The organism is Stenotrophomonas sp. FSL W7-1447, assembly GCF_037966425.1.
Lineage (GTDB): Bacteria > Pseudomonadota > Gammaproteobacteria > Xanthomonadales > Xanthomonadaceae > Stenotrophomonas > Stenotrophomonas pavanii.
Map to the genome: position 1 here is coordinate 3,055,174 of NZ_CP150199.1, position 17,324 is coordinate 3,072,497.

Consider the following 17,324-nt stretch of genomic DNA (forward strand, 5'->3'; position numbering starts at 1 on the left):
ATGGGTTTACGGCGTGTCCCGCGAACCCACCCCGCCCGGCCCAGCCCATGAAGCCAGCGCTTTGCGCGACCAACCACCCCGCCACGAGGGGCTCCGCCGTTGGCCGGACACCCCGCGACAAACCACCGCACGTGCGCAATCCCGACGAACGGCGGACAATGGAACCCTTGGCGGCCCGCCACGCCGCCCCTCCCGCTTTCCGCTGCAAGGAATCCCCCATGGCCGCCCGCAAGTCCTCCGCCCCCCTGATCGAAGTCACCGCCCGCCCCGGCCAGCCGCTGGGCATGGCGCCGGCCACCTTCCTGCGCGACTTCTGGCAGAAGCGCCCGCTGCTGATCCGCAAGGCCTTCCCCGATTTCCAGACCCCGGTGCAGCCGGAAGACCTGGCCGGGCTGGCCTGCGAGGAAGGCGTGCTGGCGCGCCTGATCGAGCATGACAAGACCCAGGACGGCTGGCGCGTGCGCACCGGCCCGTTCCAGGAAGACGTGTTCCCCGCCCTGCCCGACCACGACTGGACCCTGCTGGTGCAGGACGTGGACAAGTGGGACCCCGACGTACGCGCCCTGATCGAGCATTTCAGCTTCCTGCCGCGCTGGCGCATGGATGACGTGATGATCAGCTTCGCCGCCACCGGCGGTTCGGTCGGCGCCCACGTCGACCAGTACGACGTGTTCCTGCTGCAGGCCCACGGCCATCGCCGCTGGCAGATCGATGCCAGCGAATCGATCAAGGGCAGGCAGCCGCCGCTGGGCTTCCGCCCGGACGTGGAGCTGAAGCTGCTGAAGGTGTTCAAGCCCACCCACGACTGGGTGCTGGCGCCGGGCGACATGCTGTACCTGCCGCCGAACGTGCCGCACCACGGCGTCGCCGAAGACCCCTGCCTGACCTTCTCGTTCGGCATGCGTGCACCGTCGTCGGCCGAGCTGATCAGCGACTACCTGGACACCCTGATCGCCGATGCCGACGAAAACATCCGCTACCAGGATGCCGATCTGAAGGTACCGGCCGACCCGAACGAAATCGACACGGTGGCGATGGCACGGGTGATCACCGCCCTCAACGCCATCCGCATGAACGACCCGGACAAGCTGGGCGACTGGTTCGGCCGCTTCATCACCACCTACCGCGCCGCCGGCGAAGTGATGGCCCACCAGGCCGCGCCGGCACCGGAGGAAGTGGTCCAGGCGCTGGCCTCGGGCCTGCTGCTGCAGCGTCACCCGTGGGCACGCCTGGCCTGGCGTCGGGCCAAGCGCGGTGCCAGCCTGTACGTCAGCGGCCAGGACTTCGCGCTGCCGGTGAAGGACGCCCAGCGCCTGGCCGGCGCCGAACAGCTCGATGCCGCCGCCTATCGCGGCCTGTCCGACAAGGGCCGTGCCGTGCTCCAGCAGCTGCTGGTGGGCGGCGTGTTCCAGCTGATCGATCCCAGCGAAATGCATGACGCCGAAGACGAGGACGACGGCGAGGATGCCGTGGTGCTCGGCGAGGTCGTCGAAGGCCGTGACCGCGTGGATGCGATCGACGCCGACGCGGTGTCCGACGATGTCCACACCGTGACCGTGCACGACGACGGCATCGAAGTCATCGTCAACTTCGAGGATGACGAGGAAGACGACAGCGACACGGGCCGTGCCTGAGCCCTCGCCATGATCCGGATCCAGCAGGTCAGCCACGCCGATGCCCACGCCGCCATCCACGACGTGCGCCAGCGCGTGTTCGTGCAGGAACAGGGCATCGCAGCGGCGCTGGAACGCGATGCGCTGGACCCGGTCAGCGCCCATGTGCTGGCGCTGGACGCTGATGGCCAGCCGGTGGGCACCGGCCGGCTGGCCCCGGATGGCCGCATCGGCCGCATGGCGGTATTGGCCAGTCATCGCAGCCAGGGGGTCGGCCAGGCCCTGCTGGAGGCCCTGGTTGAAGCCGGGCGCCGGCTCGGCCTGGCTGAGCTGCACCTGCACGCCCAGCTGCCGGCCCGCGATTTCTATGCCCGCCAGGGCTTCCTGCCGGAAGGCGAGGTGTTCGAAGAGGCCGGCATCGGCCACCAGCAGATGCGCCGCCGGCTGGGCGCGGCCAGCGCGATCGACAGCCGCGCCGAAGCAGTGGCCATCACCACCGCCATCGTCCACCGCGCCCGCCGCCAGCTGTGGCTGCACAGCCGCCAGCTGGACCCGGGGCTGCTCGACGCGCCGCCGGTGCAGGCCGCCCTGCGCCGCTTCGTCACCGCCCGTCACGACAAGCAGCTGCGGGTGATCGTGCATGACGCCGCCGCGATCGCCTCTGCGGGCGCGCCACTGCTGGCGCTGGCCCAGCGCCTGCCCAGCGTGATCCAGTTCCGCGAGGTCAGCGATCCGGTCGACCGCGCCCTGGCCTCGGCCTGCCTGCTCAACGATGCGGGCGACTTCTACTTTCGTCTGATCGGCCATCGCCTCGACGGCGAGGCCGGCATCGCGCTGCCGGCACGTTCGCAGCCGTTCGAGCAGCAATTGCAGCGTGTCTGGGACCGTTCGCGCGATTGCAGCGAACTGCGCGCGCTCGGCATCTGAGCCGGCGCTGCTGACCCAACCTGTCTGGAACCGGCACCGGCGGACGTGGGATGCCCGCGGTGGTGCCCCTTCGTGTCCCGTTGGGGGTACAATTTGGCTGTTTGAACGCGCCCGCGCAGGGCTATTCATCTTCCTGCCGGGTCCTTCTGAAGCCATACCCCACAAAGCGAATCAACACCCTCCATCGTGGACAATCAACTGAAGCAGTTTGCGCAATCTTCGCAACTCGCCGGCGGCAACGCCTCCTATGTCGAGGACCTGTACGAGCAGTACCTGGTCTCCCCGGATAGTGTCGATCCCAAATGGAAAACCTACTTTGACGGCTTCAAGGGCCGCGAAGCAGGTGACATTCCGCACTCGGCCGTCATCTCCCACATCGCGGACGCGGCCAAGGATGCGCTGAAAGCTGGCACCGGCACCGGTGCGGGCGACGAGCGCGAGCGCAATGTCGGTCGTCTGATCACCGCCTACCGCTCGCGCGGCCACCTGGACGCCCGCCTCGATCCGCTGGGCCTGGCCGCGCCGGTCAACACGCCCGACCTGGGCCTGGCGTTCCACAGCCTGTCCGATGCCGACCTCAACAGCGAGTTCAGCACCGGCGGCGTCGGCGGCCAGCCGCGCATGAAGCTGCGCGACCTGCTGGCACGCCTGAAGGCGACCTACACCGGCTCGATCGGTGCGGAGTTCATGCACATCTCCGAGGTCGAGCAGCGCCAGTGGATCTACAAGAAGCTGGAAGCCGCCGGTGGCAACTACCAGCTGGACGCTGACACCCAGCGCCGCACCCTGGAGCGCCTGACTGCGGCCGAAGGCCTGGAGCGCTACCTGCACACCAAGTACGTCGGCCAGAAGCGCTTCTCGCTGGAAGGCGGCGATTCGCTGATCCCGATGATGGACACCATCATCCGCAATGCCGGCAAGGATGGCGTCAAGGATGTGGTGATCGGCATGGCCCACCGTGGCCGCCTGAACGTGCTGGTCAACACCCTGGGCAAGAACCCGCGCAAGCTGTTCGACGAGTTCGAAGGCAAGTTCGAGCACGACGAGCACGCCTCGGCCGGCGACGTGAAGTACCACATGGGCTTCTCCGCCGACGTCGCCACCGATGGCGGCCCGGTGCACCTGGCGCTGGCGTTCAACCCGTCGCACCTGGAAATCGCCGACCCGGTCGTGGCCGGTTCCGTGCGTTCGCGCCAGGAGCGCCGCAAGGACACCGCGCGCAAGCAGGTGATGCCGATCCTGATCCACGGCGACGCGGCCTTCTCCGGCCAGGGCGTGGTCATGGAACTGTTCCAGATGTCGCAGGCCCGCGGCTTCGCCGTCGGCGGCACCGTGCACATCGTGGTCAACAACCAGGTCGGCTTCACCACCTCCAACCCGCTGGATACGCGTTCCACGCGCTATGCCACCGACGTGGCGAAGATGATTGCCGCCCCGGTGCTGCACGTGAACGGCGATGACCCGGAAGCGGTGGTGTTCGCCGCACAGCTGGCCTTCGAGTTCCGCCAGACGTTCGCCAAGGACGTGGTCATCGACCTGATGTGCTACCGCCGCTGGGGCCACAACGAGGCCGACGAACCGGCGATCACCCAGCCGCTGATGTACCAGGTGATCCGCAAGCACCCGACCACCCGCGAGATGTACGCCGAGCAGCTGGAAAAGGCGGGCGTGATCGCCGCCGGCGCCGGCAAGGCGATGGTCGATGCCTACCGCGAGAAGCTGGACGCCGGTGAAGTGACCACCGAGCTGGCCAAGGTCGAGAAGACCCCGCCGAGCAGCCCGCTGTTCGTCGATTGGCCGAAGCTGCTGGAAGGCAAGCTGTCCGACCCGGTCTCGACCAAGGTCGAGAAGGACAAGCTGGTCGAGCTGGCCAAGCTGATCAACACCATTCCCGATGAAGTGCAGCTGCACTCGCGCGTGGCCAAGGTCTATGACGACCGCCGCAAGATGGCCGCCGGCGAGATTCCGGGCGACTGGGGCTTTGCCGAGAACCTGGCCTACGCCACCCTGCTCGACGAAGGCCATGCGCTGCGCCTGGTCGGCCAGGACGTCGGCCGCGGTACCTTCACGCACCGCCACGCGATCCTGCACGACCAGAAGACCGACAACTACTACATGCCGCTGCGGCAGCTGGTGGATTCGCCGGAGAAGGCCACCGTCATCGATTCGCTGCTGAGCGAAGAAGCGGTGATGGCCTACGAGTACGGCTTCTCCACCACCGATCCGAACACGCTGTGCATCTGGGAAGGCCAGTTCGGCGACTTCGCCAACGGTGCCCAGGTGGTGATCGACCAGTTCATCGCCGCCGGTGAAGCCAAGTGGGGCCGCATTTCCGGCCTGACCCTGCTGCTGCCGCATGGCTATGAAGGGCAAGGCCCGGAACACAGCTCGGCGCGCCTGGAGCGCTTCCTGCAGCTGTGCGCGCTGGAGAACATGCTGGTGGTGGTGCCGTCGACCCCGGCCCAGGCCTTCCACATGCTGCGTCGCCAGCTGCACATGACCACCCGCAAGCCGCTGGTGGTGATGTCGCCGAAGTCGCTGCTGCGCCACAAGCTGGCCGTGTCGACCCTGGACGAGCTGGCCAACGGCGAGTTCCAGCACCTGATCGGCGACGCCAACGCAGACGCCAAGAAGGTCAAGCGCGTGGTGCTGTGCTCGGGCAAGGTCTATTACGACCTGCTGGAGGACCAGATCAAGCGTAGCCAGGACGACGTGGCGATCATCCGCGTGGAGCAGCTGTATCCGTTCCCGCGTGCGCTGCTGGCGGCCGAACTGAAGAAGTACGGCAAGGCCACCGACGTGGTGTGGACGCAGGAAGAACCGCAGAACCAGGGCGCGTGGTACCAGATCCGCCACCACCTGCAGTTCTGCCTGGCCGATGGCCAGAACCTGCACTACGCCGGTCGCGCACGTTCGGCCTCGCCGGCTGCCGGTCACATGGCTGACCACGTCCGCGAGCAGCAGCAGCTGATCGCCGACGCACTGGTCAACCCGTTCAACGACCAGGTCGCTGAATAACTCTCCCCCCTATTTAGAAGACAAACCAGGAAGCTCCCGCATGGCCACCGAAGTCAAAGCCCCGGTACTGCCCGAATCCGTCGCCGACGGCACCATCGCCACCTGGCACAAGAAGGTGGGCGACGCCGTCAAGCGCGACGAAAACCTGCTTGACCTGGAAACCGACAAGGTCGTCCTGGAAGTGCCGTCGCCGGTCGACGGCGTGCTGAAGGAAATCAAGTTCGCCGAAGGCTCGACCGTGACCTCCAGCCAGGTCGTGGCGATCATCGAGGAAGGCGCCGTTGCGGCTGCTCCGGCCCCGGCCGCCGAGGCCGCTCCAGCCGCTGCTCCGGCCGCCGCCGCCGCTCCGGCTCCGGCCGCTGCCGCTGCGCTACCCCGGCCGCCAAGTCGGCCGCCGATGCGCTGCCGCCGGGCGCCCGCTTCACCGCCATCACTGAAGGCGTGAACCCGGCCGATGTCGACGGCACCGGCCGTCGCGGCGCGGTCACCAAGGAAGACATCGTCAACTTCGCCCGCAACGGCGGCGCCGGCAAGGCCGGTGGCGCACGCCCGGAAGAGCGCGTGCCGATGACCCGCATCCGCAAGCGCATTGCCGAGCGCCTGATGGAGTCGAAGAATTCGACCGCCATGCTGACCACCTTCAACGAAGTCGACCTGTCGAAGGTGTCGGCGGCGCGCAAGGAACTGCAGGACGAGTTCGTCAAGGCCCACGGCATCAAGCTGGGCTTCATGAGCTTCTTCGTGAAGGCCGCCGCCAACGCGCTGCAGCGCTTCCCGCTGGTCAACGCCTCGATCGACGGCGACGACATCATCTATCACGGCTACTCGGACATCTCGATCGCCGTCTCGACCGAGAAGGGCCTGGTCACGCCGGTGCTGCGCAACGTCGAGCGCATGTCGTTCGCCGACATCGAGAAGACCATCGCCGACTACGCCAAGAAGGCCCGTGACGGCAAGCTGGGCCTGGAAGAACTGCAGGGCGGCACCTTCACCGTGACCAACGGCGGCACCTTCGGTTCGCTGCTGTCGACCCCGATCATCAACCCGCCGCAGAGCGCCATCCTGGGCATGCACGCCATCAAGGAGCGTCCGATCGCCCAGAACGGCCAGGTCGTGATCGCGCCGATGATGTACCTGGCGCTGTCCTACGACCACCGCATCATCGACGGCAAGGACTCGGTGCAGTTCCTGGTGGACATCAAGAACCAGCTGGAAAACCCGGGCCGCATGCTGTTCGGCCTGTAAGAAACCTCCCGCCCCTCCGCGCCTGCGCGGAGGGGTTCTGGTAATGCATCAAGGAATAATTCAATGGCTGAACAATTCGACGTCGTCGTCATCGGTGCTGGCCCGGCCGGTTACCACGCTGCCATCCGCGCGGCCCAGCTGGGCCTGAAGACCGCCTGCATCGACGCAGCGCTGGGCAAGGACGGCAAGCCGGCCCTCGGCGGCACCTGCCTGCGCGTGGGCTGCATCCCATCCAAGGCGCTGCTGGATTCCTCGCGCCAGTACTGGAACATGGGCCACATCTTTGGCGACCACGGCATCAGCTTCAAGGATGCCAAGATCGACGTCGAGGCGATGGTTGGCCGCAAGGACAAGATCGTCAAGCAGTTCACCGGCGGCATCGCCATGCTGTTCAAGGCCAACAAGGTCGCCACCTACTACGGCTTCGGCCAGCTGCAGCCGGGCAACGTGGTCAAGGTGAAGCAGCACGACGGTTCGGAAGTCGAGCTGAAGGGCACCAACGTCATCATCGCCGCCGGCTCGGATTCGATCGAGCTGCCGTTCGCCAAGTTCGACGGCGAGACCATCGTCGACAACGTCGGCGGCCTGGACTTCACCGAAGTGCCGAACCGCCTGGCGGTGATCGGCGCCGGCGTGATCGGCCTGGAACTGGGCAGCGTGTGGAAGCGCCTGGGCGCTGAAGTCACCATCCTGGAAGCCATGCCGGAGTTCCTGGCGGCTGCCGATGCCGAAGTGGCCAAGGCGGCTGCCAAGGAATTCAAGAAGCAGGGCCTGGACATCAAGCTCAATGCCAAGGTCTCCAAGACCGAGATCACCGGCAAGGGCAAGAAGAAGGAAGTCATCGTCACCTACACCGACGCGGAAGGCGAAAAGACCCTGACCGTGGACAAGCTGCTGGTGGCCGTGGGCCGTCGCGCGGCGACCAAGGGCCTGCTGGCCGAAGGCACCGGCGTCAAGGTCAACGAGCGCGGCCAGATCGAAGTCGATGCGCACTGCCACACCGGCGTCAACGGCGTGTGGGCGGTCGGCGACTGCGTGCGCGGCCCGATGCTGGCACACAAGGGCTTCGAGGAAGGCATCGCGGTGGCTGAGCTGATCGCCGGCCTGCCGGGCCACGTCAACTTCGACACCATTCCGTGGGTCATCTACACCGAGCCGGAACTGGCCTGGGTCGGCAAGACCGAAGCCCAGCTGAAGGCCGAAGGCATTCCGTACAAGGCCGGCAGCTTCCCGTTCGCCGCCAACGGCCGTGCCGTGGCGATGATCGAACCGGCAGGCTTCGTGAAGATCCTGGCCCATGCCGAAACCGACCGCATCCTGGGCATGCACCTGGTCGGCGCCAACGTTTCCGAGCTGGTGCACGAAGGCGTGCTGACCATGGAGTTCAGCGGTTCGGCCGATGACCTGGCCCGCATCTGCCACGCCCACCCGTCGCTGTCGGAAGTGGTCCACGACGCGGCGATGGCGGTCAGCAAGCGCGCCATCCACAAGGCGAACTGATCGGCCGGTAGTGCCGGCCGCTGGCCGGCATCACCCGGATATGAAGAACCCCGCCTCGGCGGGGTTTTTTGTTGCCCGTTTCCCTGTAGCGCCGAGCACAGGCTCGGCGCTACGCCTTTCCAGCAGGCTTCTTCGGTGGATCCTCACAGACCCTGTGCTGCACCACCGTATCGCCGGCCTTCCATTGCTTGACCACCCGGCAGCGCGCCTCGGCTTTCGGCGCAGGGGCCGCCGCGGCATTGGCTTCGTCAGCCGCAGCGCTCTGCTCGCGCTCCAGCCACGCCGACGGGGGTGCCGGGGGTGCCGGGGGCGCGGCCAGCACCGGGCCTGGCAACAGGACCAGACCGGCCAGCAGCGCCCTCCTCATGCGGGAACCGCCCGGCCACCGAGCAGGCGCGCCGGCAGCATGAACAGCGCGCGCAAGAAGGCGAACAGCGCCGAGAAGGTGATGCCGACCAGGCGGAACGGCAGGCTCAGCAGCCACACGAACGGCCAGGCGATCAGGGCGAGGATCGCCAGCGGCCAGCACAGCACGAACAGCAGGCACCACACACCGAGCGCGAACAGGGTCTTCATCACGGTCTCCTTGGGGCGGCACCCTGCCGCCTGCGCACACCTTGGCGCCCTGCCTGCGCCGCCGGCAAACGGTTTGCGACGAAACCGGGCTGGCGGCGATGAAACCGGTGGTGGGGAAACCGGAGATTGATCAGGTTGCCGGCCAGCGGCCGGCACTACCGAACCGAGTCACGCCGGCACTGCCCCCGGACTGCCGTGGGTCACCTGGAAGCGCGCCGCGGTGCGCACCGCGGCATCCGGGCGCAGCACGCTGTCGGCGAAGCGCAGTTCGGCGTCCAGCGTCTGCCGGTTCAACTGCAGCTTCCACCAGCCGCGGCGGTCGCCGTCGAAGTAGCGGATGTGCGGGTTCTGCCCTATCGACGGACCGTAGTACGGCCCATACGGCGTATCGTCACCGCCGCTGCTGATCGCCGGGGCGATGAATTCGGTGGCGACGACCGGCGCACCGGTGGCATCGAAATCCAGCTTGAGGTCGTTGACGAAGGTGGAATGCCAGTCGCCGCCAAGCACGATGGCATTGCCCTGCCCGCCCACCTGCATCGCCTGCAGCAGACGCCTGCGTGCGGCGGGATAGCCATCCCAGGCGTCGTTCCAGAAGCGCTCGCGCGGCGTGCCGCCGTCCAGCCGAAGCTGCGCCATCAGCAGCTGCTGCACCACCACGTTCCAGCGCGTGCCCTGTGCGGCGGCCATCGACTGCGTGAACCACGCTTCCTGGCCGATGCCGAGCATGCTCATGCGTGGATCGAGCGCCGCCTCGCAGCGTGGTGACTCGCCCACACCACAGGGATTGGCCGGGCGGAACTGACGGCAGTCCAGCAACGTCAGCTGTGCCAGGTCGCCATAGCGCAGGCGCCGATGCACGCGCAGGCCGCCGTTGCCCGCAGGCGTGCTGCGCATCGGCAGGTGTTCGTAGAACGCACGGTAGGCTGCCGCGCGGCGCACGATGAAATCCTCCGTCGAGACGCCGGGCGTCTCCGGATGGATACCAGAGTAATCGTTCTGCACTTCGTGGTCGTCCCAGATCACCGCGAAGGCATGCGCGGCATGGGCCGCCTGAAGATCCGGATCGAGCTTGTACAGCGCGTACTGGTCACGGTAGCGCTGCAGGCTGATGGTTTCACCGCTGAAGCGCGCCGCATCCAGTGTTTCGCCGCGCGCATTCTGCAGCGGGCTGTACTCGTACAGGTAATCGCCCGCATGCAGCACCAGGTCGACATCGCTCTGCGCGATATCCCGCAGTACCGGGTAATAGCCGCTGTTCCAGGCCTGGCAGGTGCACAACGCCAGCCGCAGCTGCTGCAGCTGGGTTTCCAGCAGCGGTGCGGTACGGAAGTGGCCAACCGGACTTTCCTCATCACCGTCGCAGGCGAAGCGGTAGTAGTAGTCGCGGCCCGGGCGCAGGCCGTTGACCTCCACATGCACCGAATGCGCGAGCTCGGGCACCGCCGCGGCAACACCACGCTGCACCAACCGGCGCATCCGCGCGTCTTCGGCCACGAACCAGCGCACCGGCACCGCCCGCGACGGCATGCCACCGCCGTTGAGCGGGTCCGGCGCCAGCCGCGTCCACAGCACTGCACCCTGTGGATCCGGATCGCCAGCGGCGACACCGAGGGTGAACGGGTCACGCCCCAGCCGCGGCCGTGGGCCCGCCGTGGCCAGCCCCGGCATCGCCGCCAGCGCGATCGCCGCCCCCGTGCCCTGCCACGCCATGCGCAGCAGGCGACGACGGCTTTCCGGATCCACCGGCCCGCGCATCAGAAGCGCACGGTGGCGGTGGCCATCACCTGCCGCGGCGCGCCGACCTGCATGGTCGCCAGGCTGCGGGTCGGGTCGGCGGCGTAGGTGCCGTTGGTGTTGATCGACGACAGGTAGCGCTTGTCGGTCAGGTTGGTCAGGTTCAGCGCCACGGTCAGGTTCTGCGCCGGGCCGAGCGCGCCGAAGTCATAGGCCACCGACGCGTTGACCAGCCAGTAGCTCGGCACCGACACGTCGTTGGTGTAGGTCACGTAGCGCTTGCCGACGTGGTTGGCCGACAGGCGCATGTCCCACGGGCCCGGGGTCCAGGCCAGGGTGCTGGCGAACATCCATTCGGGGGTGTCGACGGTCTTCTTGCCGCGGGTCGGCACCACGCCGTTGTTCACATAGTCGTTGTCGTAGGTGCTGTCATTCCAGGACAGCGCGTTGGACCAGGCCAGGTCCTGCATCGGCTTCAGCTGCAGGGTCGCCTCGGCGCCGCGGCTGGTCACCGAACCAACGTTGGAGAACAGCGCCGGGCAACCCAGGATGCCGACGCACTGGGCGATCGCCAGCAGGCGGTTGTCGAACTTGACGTCGTACACCGCAACCGAGGCTTCATAGCCCTGCCCGTAGCCGCGCCAGCCCAGTTCCAGGGTGCGCGACTGTTCCGGCTTCAGGTTCTGCGCGCTGGCATCGAACGCGGCCTGTGGCACGTTGAACGGGCTGCCCACGCCCAGCGCATAGGCGGCGACGTTCTTTGCGAACGAACCGAAGATCTCGTTGCCTTCGTTGAGCTTGAAGTTGAAGCCGGCCTGCGGCAGGAAGCCCTTCTTCGAGGTCAGGCTGCTGTTGTTGGCATAGTTGCCCAGCGGCGTGCGCACGCGGGTGCGGGTGTGCGGCGACTTCGCGCCGATGTCGATGGTCAGGCGGTCGTCGAACAGGCGCAAGCGGTCCTGCACGTAGAACTGGCGGGTGATGGTGGTGTAGCGCTGGTGCCACACGCGCTGGTCCGGGTTGCGCAGGAAGAAGTCGTCGGTGACCGGGCCGTCGATGTAGTAGAAGTTGCGCTGAACGCTGTGGCCGTTGTCCTCGTACCAGAGGCCGGCCTCCAGTTCGTGGCCACCGACGTTCCAGGTGAACGCCGAGGTCACGCCGGTACGGTCGATCGCGTACTCGGTGGTGCGGATCGAGATCGGGATCTCGCGGAGGGTACCCGGGTTGGACGGATTGGACGGGCTGAACCAGTGGCCCTGGCCACGGTTGCTGTGGTTGTAGACGTTGACCTTCAGCCGCATCGACTCGTTCAGGCCGAAATCGCCGGCAATGCTGGACAGGTCATCGTTGCGCAGGCCGTGGCCGGAGTAGTACGCATCCCACGGACTGTTGACGCCACCGCTGAATGTCCCGCGTGCCGCGGCGACGGCGCGATCCCAGTCCGGCGCGTAGTTGTCCCAGTCCCAGCCGAGGCGATCGATCATCTCCAGCGACAGGTCCTGGTAATCGGCCTCGACGCGGCGCGAGGCGTTGAACAACGCGGTAATCCTGCTGTCCGTTCCGAAGTTGTAGGTGGCCTTGCCGTTGAACTGCTTCAGCTCCTGCGAGCCCTTGCCCTTCCACTTGTCACCTTCCGAATACACGCCGGACAGATAGGCGGCAAAGCCCTGGTGCTCGCCGGTCTCCAGGCGCGCATAGCTGCGCCGCGCGCTGTCGCTGCCGAAGCCCTGCGCCAGCACCACGCCGTGCTCGGTGGACGGATCGATCGAATAGAACTGGAACACGCCACCGAGGTTGCTGGTGGACGGCGTGCCAAGCGCACCGATGCCGGTGGACACTTCGGCTCCGCCCAGGTTCTCGCTGATCACGGCACGGCTGATGTGCAGGCCGTTGCTGTTGCCATAGGCCATGTTGCCCAGCGGGATGCCATCGAGCGTGTAGCCCAGGCGGTTCTGGTTGAAGCCACGCAGGCTGATGGTGGTGGACCATTCGTAGGCGCCGGTGGCATCGGCCGACTCGAAGTGCACACCGGGCTTGCTGGCCAGCAGCTTCAGCGGGTTGGCACCGGGCGGCAGGATCTTCATGTCCTCGGCGGTCACACGCTGCACCTGGCGGGCTTCGCCGCGGCCGATCACCGAGATTGAATCGAGGGTGGTGGCCGACGCTGCGTCGGCAGCGGGAGCAGTTTCAGCGGCAGCCAGCGACGGCAGCCAGGCGCAGACCAGCAGGGCCAGCAGATTGCGGCGAAGCGGAGCGTGGGACGGCATGGGGGCGGATTCCTTGGGCACGCTGGACGCCGAAGGGCGGCGTCGAAGGGCAGCAGCGGCGGAATCGTAGAAGCGTCGCGTTACATGTCATTTACACGCCACAGACGGGCGCTCGGCGTTTCGAATGGTCTGCCGGCCGGCGGGTGGTTGCCGGCCAGCGCCCGGCACGACCGTTACTCGAACGAACCGACCGAATCGTGGGCCAGGTTGTCAAAGCGGGTGTATTCGCCGAAGAACTTCAGCTTGCACGAACCGGTCGGGCCACCACGGTGCTTGCCGATGATGATCTCGGCCAGGCCCTTGTCCGGCGAGTTTTCCTTGTTGTAGTAGTCGTCGCGGTAGATGAACACGATCATGTCCGCGTCCTGCTCGATTGCGCCCGACTCGCGAAGGTCGGCCATCACCGGGCGCTTGTCGGTACGCGTTTCCAGCGAGCGGTTCAGCTGTGACAGCGCGATCACCGGTACGTTCAGTTCCTTGGCCAGGCCCTTCAACGAACGCGAGATTTCCGAGATCTCGGTGGCGCGGTTTTCGCTGTTGCCCGGCACGCTCATCAGCTGCAGGTAGTCGATCACGATCAGGCCGAGATCATGCTCGCGCTTCAGCCGGCGGCACTTGGAGCGCAGCACTTCCGGCGACACGCCCGGCGTATCGTCGATGAAGATCTTGGTTTCCTTCAGCATCTTGATCGCGCTGGTGACGCGACTCCAGTCCTCGTCTTCCAGCTGGCCGGTACGCAGGCGCTGCGCGTTGATGCGGCCGTTGGAGGAAATCAGGCGCATCGCCAGCTGCGATGCCGACATTTCCATCGAGAACACCGCCACGCCCTTCTTCGACTTGATCGCCGCGTACTCGGCGATGTTCAGTGCGAAAGTGGTCTTGCCCATGGCCGGGCGTGCCGCGAGGATGATCAGGTCGGTCGGCTGCAGGCCGGCGGTCATCGCATCGAAATCGGTGTAGCCGGTCGGCAGGCCGGTGATGTTGCCGCCGTTCTCGAAGCGGTTGCGCAGTTCCTCGAACGCATCCTTCAGCGCACCGGGCATGGCCACGAAATCGGTACGGCCACGCGCGCCCTGTTCGGCAATGGCAAACACGCTCTTTTCCGCCGAGGCCAGCAGCTCGCTGCTGTCGCGGCCTTCGGGCTGGAAGCCATCGTTGACGATATCGGTGCCGACCTGGATCAGCTGCCGCAGCACCGCCTTGTCACGCACGATCTCGGCATAGGCCACGATGTTGGCAGCCGACGGCGTGGTACTGGCCAGCTCGATCAGGTAGGCACCATCACCCACCAGTTCCATCTTGCCCTGCGACTCGAACCACTCGCCCAGCGTCACCGCATCGAACGGACGCTCGCGCTCGGACAGCTCGCGGATCGCGCGATAGATCATCTGGTGGTCGCGGCGGTAGAAATCGCCCTCGGTCAGCTGGTCATTGACCCGGTCGTAGGCCTCGGGCGCCAGCATCAGGCCGCCCAGCACCGCCTGCTCGGCTTCCACCGAATGCGGCGGTACCCGCAACTGGTCGATGCGCGACTCGTCGCGATCGCGATCGAAGCCATCACCGCGCTCTCTGCGGTTGGAACGGAAGCCGGGACGAGCGGACATGCTGCGGTGTTTCCTGCAAAAGTGGGCCAGACGAGTGTAGGCATGCGCCGACCCCGGCGACCATGGACAAGCCTGTGGATAAGCCGTGGAGAAACGGGGGATATCCGCCGGCGCCTGGCCAGACTGGCGTGGGGGCGTCGCACTGCCTGCGACGGGCGCCCTTGCGGCACCCGAGCGGGACATTATCGCAGATCAACGTCCCGGGGTCGGAGCCCGTCGCTGCGCGTCAGGATCCGACCCCCAGGCGCGGCCGGGTCGTCCGCAGGCGTCAATCGCCCTTGGCGTGCACTGCGATCAGCGCCAGGAAGCGGTCAACATAGCCCTGCAGGAACTTCTGCGTGCCTTCGTTGTGGATCGTGCCGTCGGCATCGATCAGGCCGTCCTTGAAGTGGATGAAGGCCTCGGGCTGGCCAAGCACGTGCATGTCCAGGAAGGCCAGGCTGTTGCGCAGGTGCTGCTGGGCCACGGCGGTGCCGATCTGGCCGATGGATGCACCGATCACCGCCGCCGGCTTGCCGGCAAACGCACTGTCGCCATAGGGGCGCGATCCGATATCGATGGCGTTCTTGAGCACGCCGGGCACCGACCGGTTGTACTCGGGCGTCACGAACAGCACCGCGTCGGCAGCACGCACCTGGTCCTTGAGCCGGGTGCCCTGCGGCGGATAATCGGCGTCGAAATCCTGGTCGTACAACGGCAGGTCGCCGATCTGCACGTACTGGAAGCGCGCGCGGTCACCGGCGAGCTTTTCCAGCGCATGGGCCAGCTTGCGGTTGCAGGAGTCCTTGCGCAGGCTGCCGACGAACACGGCGATGGTGGGGGTGGACATCGGGACATTCTCCTCACGGTGCGGAACGCCCAGCCTAGCCCCCGGGCACGTGCGGGCCGGTGAAGATCAGCGCCCCGCAATTCCTGCGCGCACGTCGCGCCAATGCGCCTGCCAGGCCTGGAACATCAGCACGTTCCACAGATGGGTATGCCACTTGCGCTGCCCCGCCAGGAACTGCTGCCACAGTGGCTGCACCGCCGACGCCGACAACACGCCCTCGCGCTCCAGCCGCGACGGCTGCAGCAGGTCCTCGGCCCACGGGCGCAGGTCGCCCTTCAGCCAGTCGCTGACCGGTGCGCCGAAGCCACGCTTGGGGCGGTGCACCATCGAATGCGGCACATAGCGCCCCAGCACGCGCTTGAGCAGCACCTTGCTGGTGGTCTCGCTGCGCTTGAAGCCCAGTGGCAGCGACCAGGCGAACTCGGCCACGCGCCAGTCCAGCAGTGGCGCGCGCGCCTCCAGGCTGACCGCCATCGAGGTACGGTCGACCTTGCACAACAGGTCGTCCGGCAGGTAGGTCACGAAATCGGCCAGCATCATTGCATCGGCCGGCGTACCCGCGCCGTGCAGCGGATCGGCCAGGTCGTAGAAGCTGCCGGCCGCCTGCGCACCGGGTACCGCCGCCGCCGGGTCGCGCCAGCGCGAAATGCGGTTGCGGTAGACGTCGCCGATGCCACGCGCGCCGGTCTCGGCCAGCAGCGCGGCCAGGCCGCCGGTCCGCGAGGCCTCGCCCTGCTGCTGCGCGCGTGCCCCCATCCAGCGCCGCAGCGGCCCCGGCACGCGGCAGAGCATCTGCCAGTTGCGCAGCGCGCGTACATAGCGGGTGTAGCCGAAGAACAGCTCATCGCCACCGTCGCCGGACAGCGCCACGGTCACCCCCTGCCGCGCCAGCCGGGCGACCAGCGCAGTCGGCACCTGCGAAGCGTCGGCGAAAGGTTCATCGAACATCGATGGCAACTGCGGCACCACCGCCAGGGCGTCGGCGCCGCTGACGTACAGCTCGGTGTGATCGCAGCCCAGGTGGGTGGCCAGTTCGCGGGCAAGCGGTGCCTCATCGTGCCCCGAACCGGTGAAGCCGATGCTGAAGCTGTGCACCGGCTGCCCGCTCTGCGCCTGCATCAGCGCCGCCACCAGCGATGAGTCGGTGCCGCCGGACAGGAACACGCCGACCGGCACGTCGGCCACCATGCGCAGCGCCACCGCGTCGCGCAGCAATGCGTCCAGCTGTTCCTCGGCCTCCTCGATGCGGCCCTGGAACGGTGCGGCCAGCGCGGCCTGCATGCGCGCACGCGCGTCCCAGTACGGGCGCTGCGCCTGCTCCGGGCGATGTGCGGCGGCCCCTGCAGCGACAGCGGCCGCGTCCAGGCGCAGCACGCGGCCCGGCATCAGCTTGTAGCAGCGCTGGTGGATGCTGTGCGGCGCCGGGATGTAGTCCAGCCGCAGCAGCAGGGTCAATGCATCGCGATCGATGTCGTTGTCGAACGCCGGGTGCTGCCACAACGCCTTCAGTTCCGAACCGAACACCAGCGTGTCGCCGGCCCAGCCGTAGTACAGCGGCTTCTTGCCGACACGGTCGCGCGCCAGCCACAGGCAATGCTGCTGGCGGTCCCACAGCGCGATGGCGAACATGCCGTTGCAGCGCTGCAGCGTGTCTTCCACGCCCCACTGCAGGATCGCCGCCAGCAGCACTTCGGTATCGGAGTGGCCGCGGAAGGTGTGCCCCAGCGGCTCCAGCTGTTCACGCAGGGCGGCGAAGTTGTAGACCTCGCCGTTGTACGCCATCACGTAGCGGCCGTCGGCCGAGGCCATCGGCTGGTGGCCCAGCGGGGACAGGTCGAGGATGCTCAGCCGGCGATGCGCCAGCGCGATGCCGGCCTCGGCATCGACCCAGCTGCCGCCATCATCCGGCCCGCGGTGGTGCAGCGCCTGGCCCATGGCCAGGGCCTGCGCCTGCAGTGCCTCGGCCGACGCCAGCGGCGCCGGCAACAACATTCCCGCCAATCCACACATG

11 protein-coding genes and 1 pseudogene are annotated in these 17,324 nt (G+C 67.3%); 5 read left to right on the plus strand and 7 right to left on the minus strand.

The window, feature by feature from the left end:
* Positions 1 to 218: 218 nt before the first annotated feature.
* The 5 genes and pseudogenes from NSQ78_RS14365 to lpdA all read left to right on the plus strand — a co-directional run bounded on the left by NSQ78_RS14365 (position 219) and on the right by lpdA (position 8,303).
* The gene (locus tag NSQ78_RS14365) at positions 219 to 1,634 is read left to right on the plus strand and encodes a cupin domain-containing protein (RefSeq protein WP_053460835.1); all 1,416 of its coding nucleotides are present in this window, start codon (positions 219 to 221) and stop codon (positions 1,632 to 1,634) included.
* 9 nt (positions 1,635 to 1,643) lie between these two features.
* Complete coding sequence (locus NSQ78_RS14370; RefSeq protein WP_049467628.1) at positions 1,644 to 2,540, plus strand: GNAT family N-acetyltransferase; 897 nt, start codon at positions 1,644 to 1,646, stop codon at positions 2,538 to 2,540.
* 186 nt (positions 2,541 to 2,726) lie between these two features.
* On the plus strand, positions 2,727 to 5,558 hold the full coding sequence (locus NSQ78_RS14375; protein ID WP_064238857.1) for a 2-oxoglutarate dehydrogenase E1 component: 2,832 nt from the start codon (positions 2,727 to 2,729) through the stop codon (positions 5,556 to 5,558).
* Positions 5,559 to 5,598: 40 nt separating this feature from the next.
* Positions 5,599 to 6,803: pseudogene (gene sucB, locus NSQ78_RS14380) on the plus strand (dihydrolipoyllysine-residue succinyltransferase).
* 63 nt (positions 6,804 to 6,866) lie between these two features.
* Positions 6,867 to 8,303 carry a dihydrolipoyl dehydrogenase gene (gene lpdA / locus NSQ78_RS14385; protein WP_049467622.1) on the plus strand — a complete coding sequence of 479 codons (1,437 nt, stop codon included), beginning with the start codon at positions 6,867 to 6,869 and terminating at the stop codon, positions 8,301 to 8,303.
* 109 nt (positions 8,304 to 8,412) lie between these two features.
* Here lpdA and NSQ78_RS14390 read toward each other — a convergent pair whose 3' ends face one another.
* The 7 genes from NSQ78_RS14390 to asnB form a co-directional block, all read right to left on the minus strand.
* Positions 8,413 to 8,670: a hypothetical protein gene (locus NSQ78_RS14390; RefSeq protein WP_080473148.1), complete on the minus strand. Its 258-nt coding sequence runs from the start codon at positions 8,668 to 8,670 to the stop codon at positions 8,413 to 8,415.
* Positions 8,667 to 8,879, minus strand: coding sequence for a hypothetical protein (locus NSQ78_RS14395; protein ID WP_014647705.1), 213 nt, complete (start codon positions 8,877 to 8,879; stop codon positions 8,667 to 8,669). The genes NSQ78_RS14390 and NSQ78_RS14395 overlap by 4 nt, the downstream gene beginning before the upstream one ends.
* Before the next feature lie 168 nt (positions 8,880 to 9,047).
* On the minus strand, positions 9,048 to 10,637 hold the full coding sequence (locus NSQ78_RS14400) for an alkaline phosphatase D family protein (RefSeq protein ID WP_064238858.1): 1,590 nt from the start codon (positions 10,635 to 10,637) through the stop codon (positions 9,048 to 9,050).
* The gene (locus NSQ78_RS14405) at positions 10,637 to 12,880 is read right to left on the minus strand and encodes a TonB-dependent receptor (RefSeq protein WP_064238859.1); all 2,244 of its coding nucleotides are present in this window, start codon (positions 12,878 to 12,880) and stop codon (positions 10,637 to 10,639) included. Before NSQ78_RS14405 ends, NSQ78_RS14400 begins: the two co-directional genes overlap by 1 nt.
* A 173-nt stretch (positions 12,881 to 13,053) precedes the next feature.
* Positions 13,054 to 14,484, minus strand: coding sequence for a replicative DNA helicase (locus NSQ78_RS14410; protein WP_014647708.1), 1,431 nt, complete (start codon positions 14,482 to 14,484; stop codon positions 13,054 to 13,056).
* Positions 14,485 to 14,752: 268 nt separating this feature from the next.
* Positions 14,753 to 15,313 (minus strand): NAD(P)H-dependent oxidoreductase, encoded by a 561-nt coding sequence (locus tag NSQ78_RS14415; RefSeq protein ID WP_049467617.1) that lies wholly within the window; start codon positions 15,311 to 15,313, stop codon positions 14,753 to 14,755.
* 66 nt (positions 15,314 to 15,379) lie between these two features.
* Complete coding sequence (asnB, locus tag NSQ78_RS14420) at positions 15,380 to 17,323, minus strand: asparagine synthase (glutamine-hydrolyzing) (protein WP_064238860.1); 1,944 nt, start codon at positions 17,321 to 17,323, stop codon at positions 15,380 to 15,382.
* Between the last annotated feature and the right edge of the window lies 1 nt (position 17,324).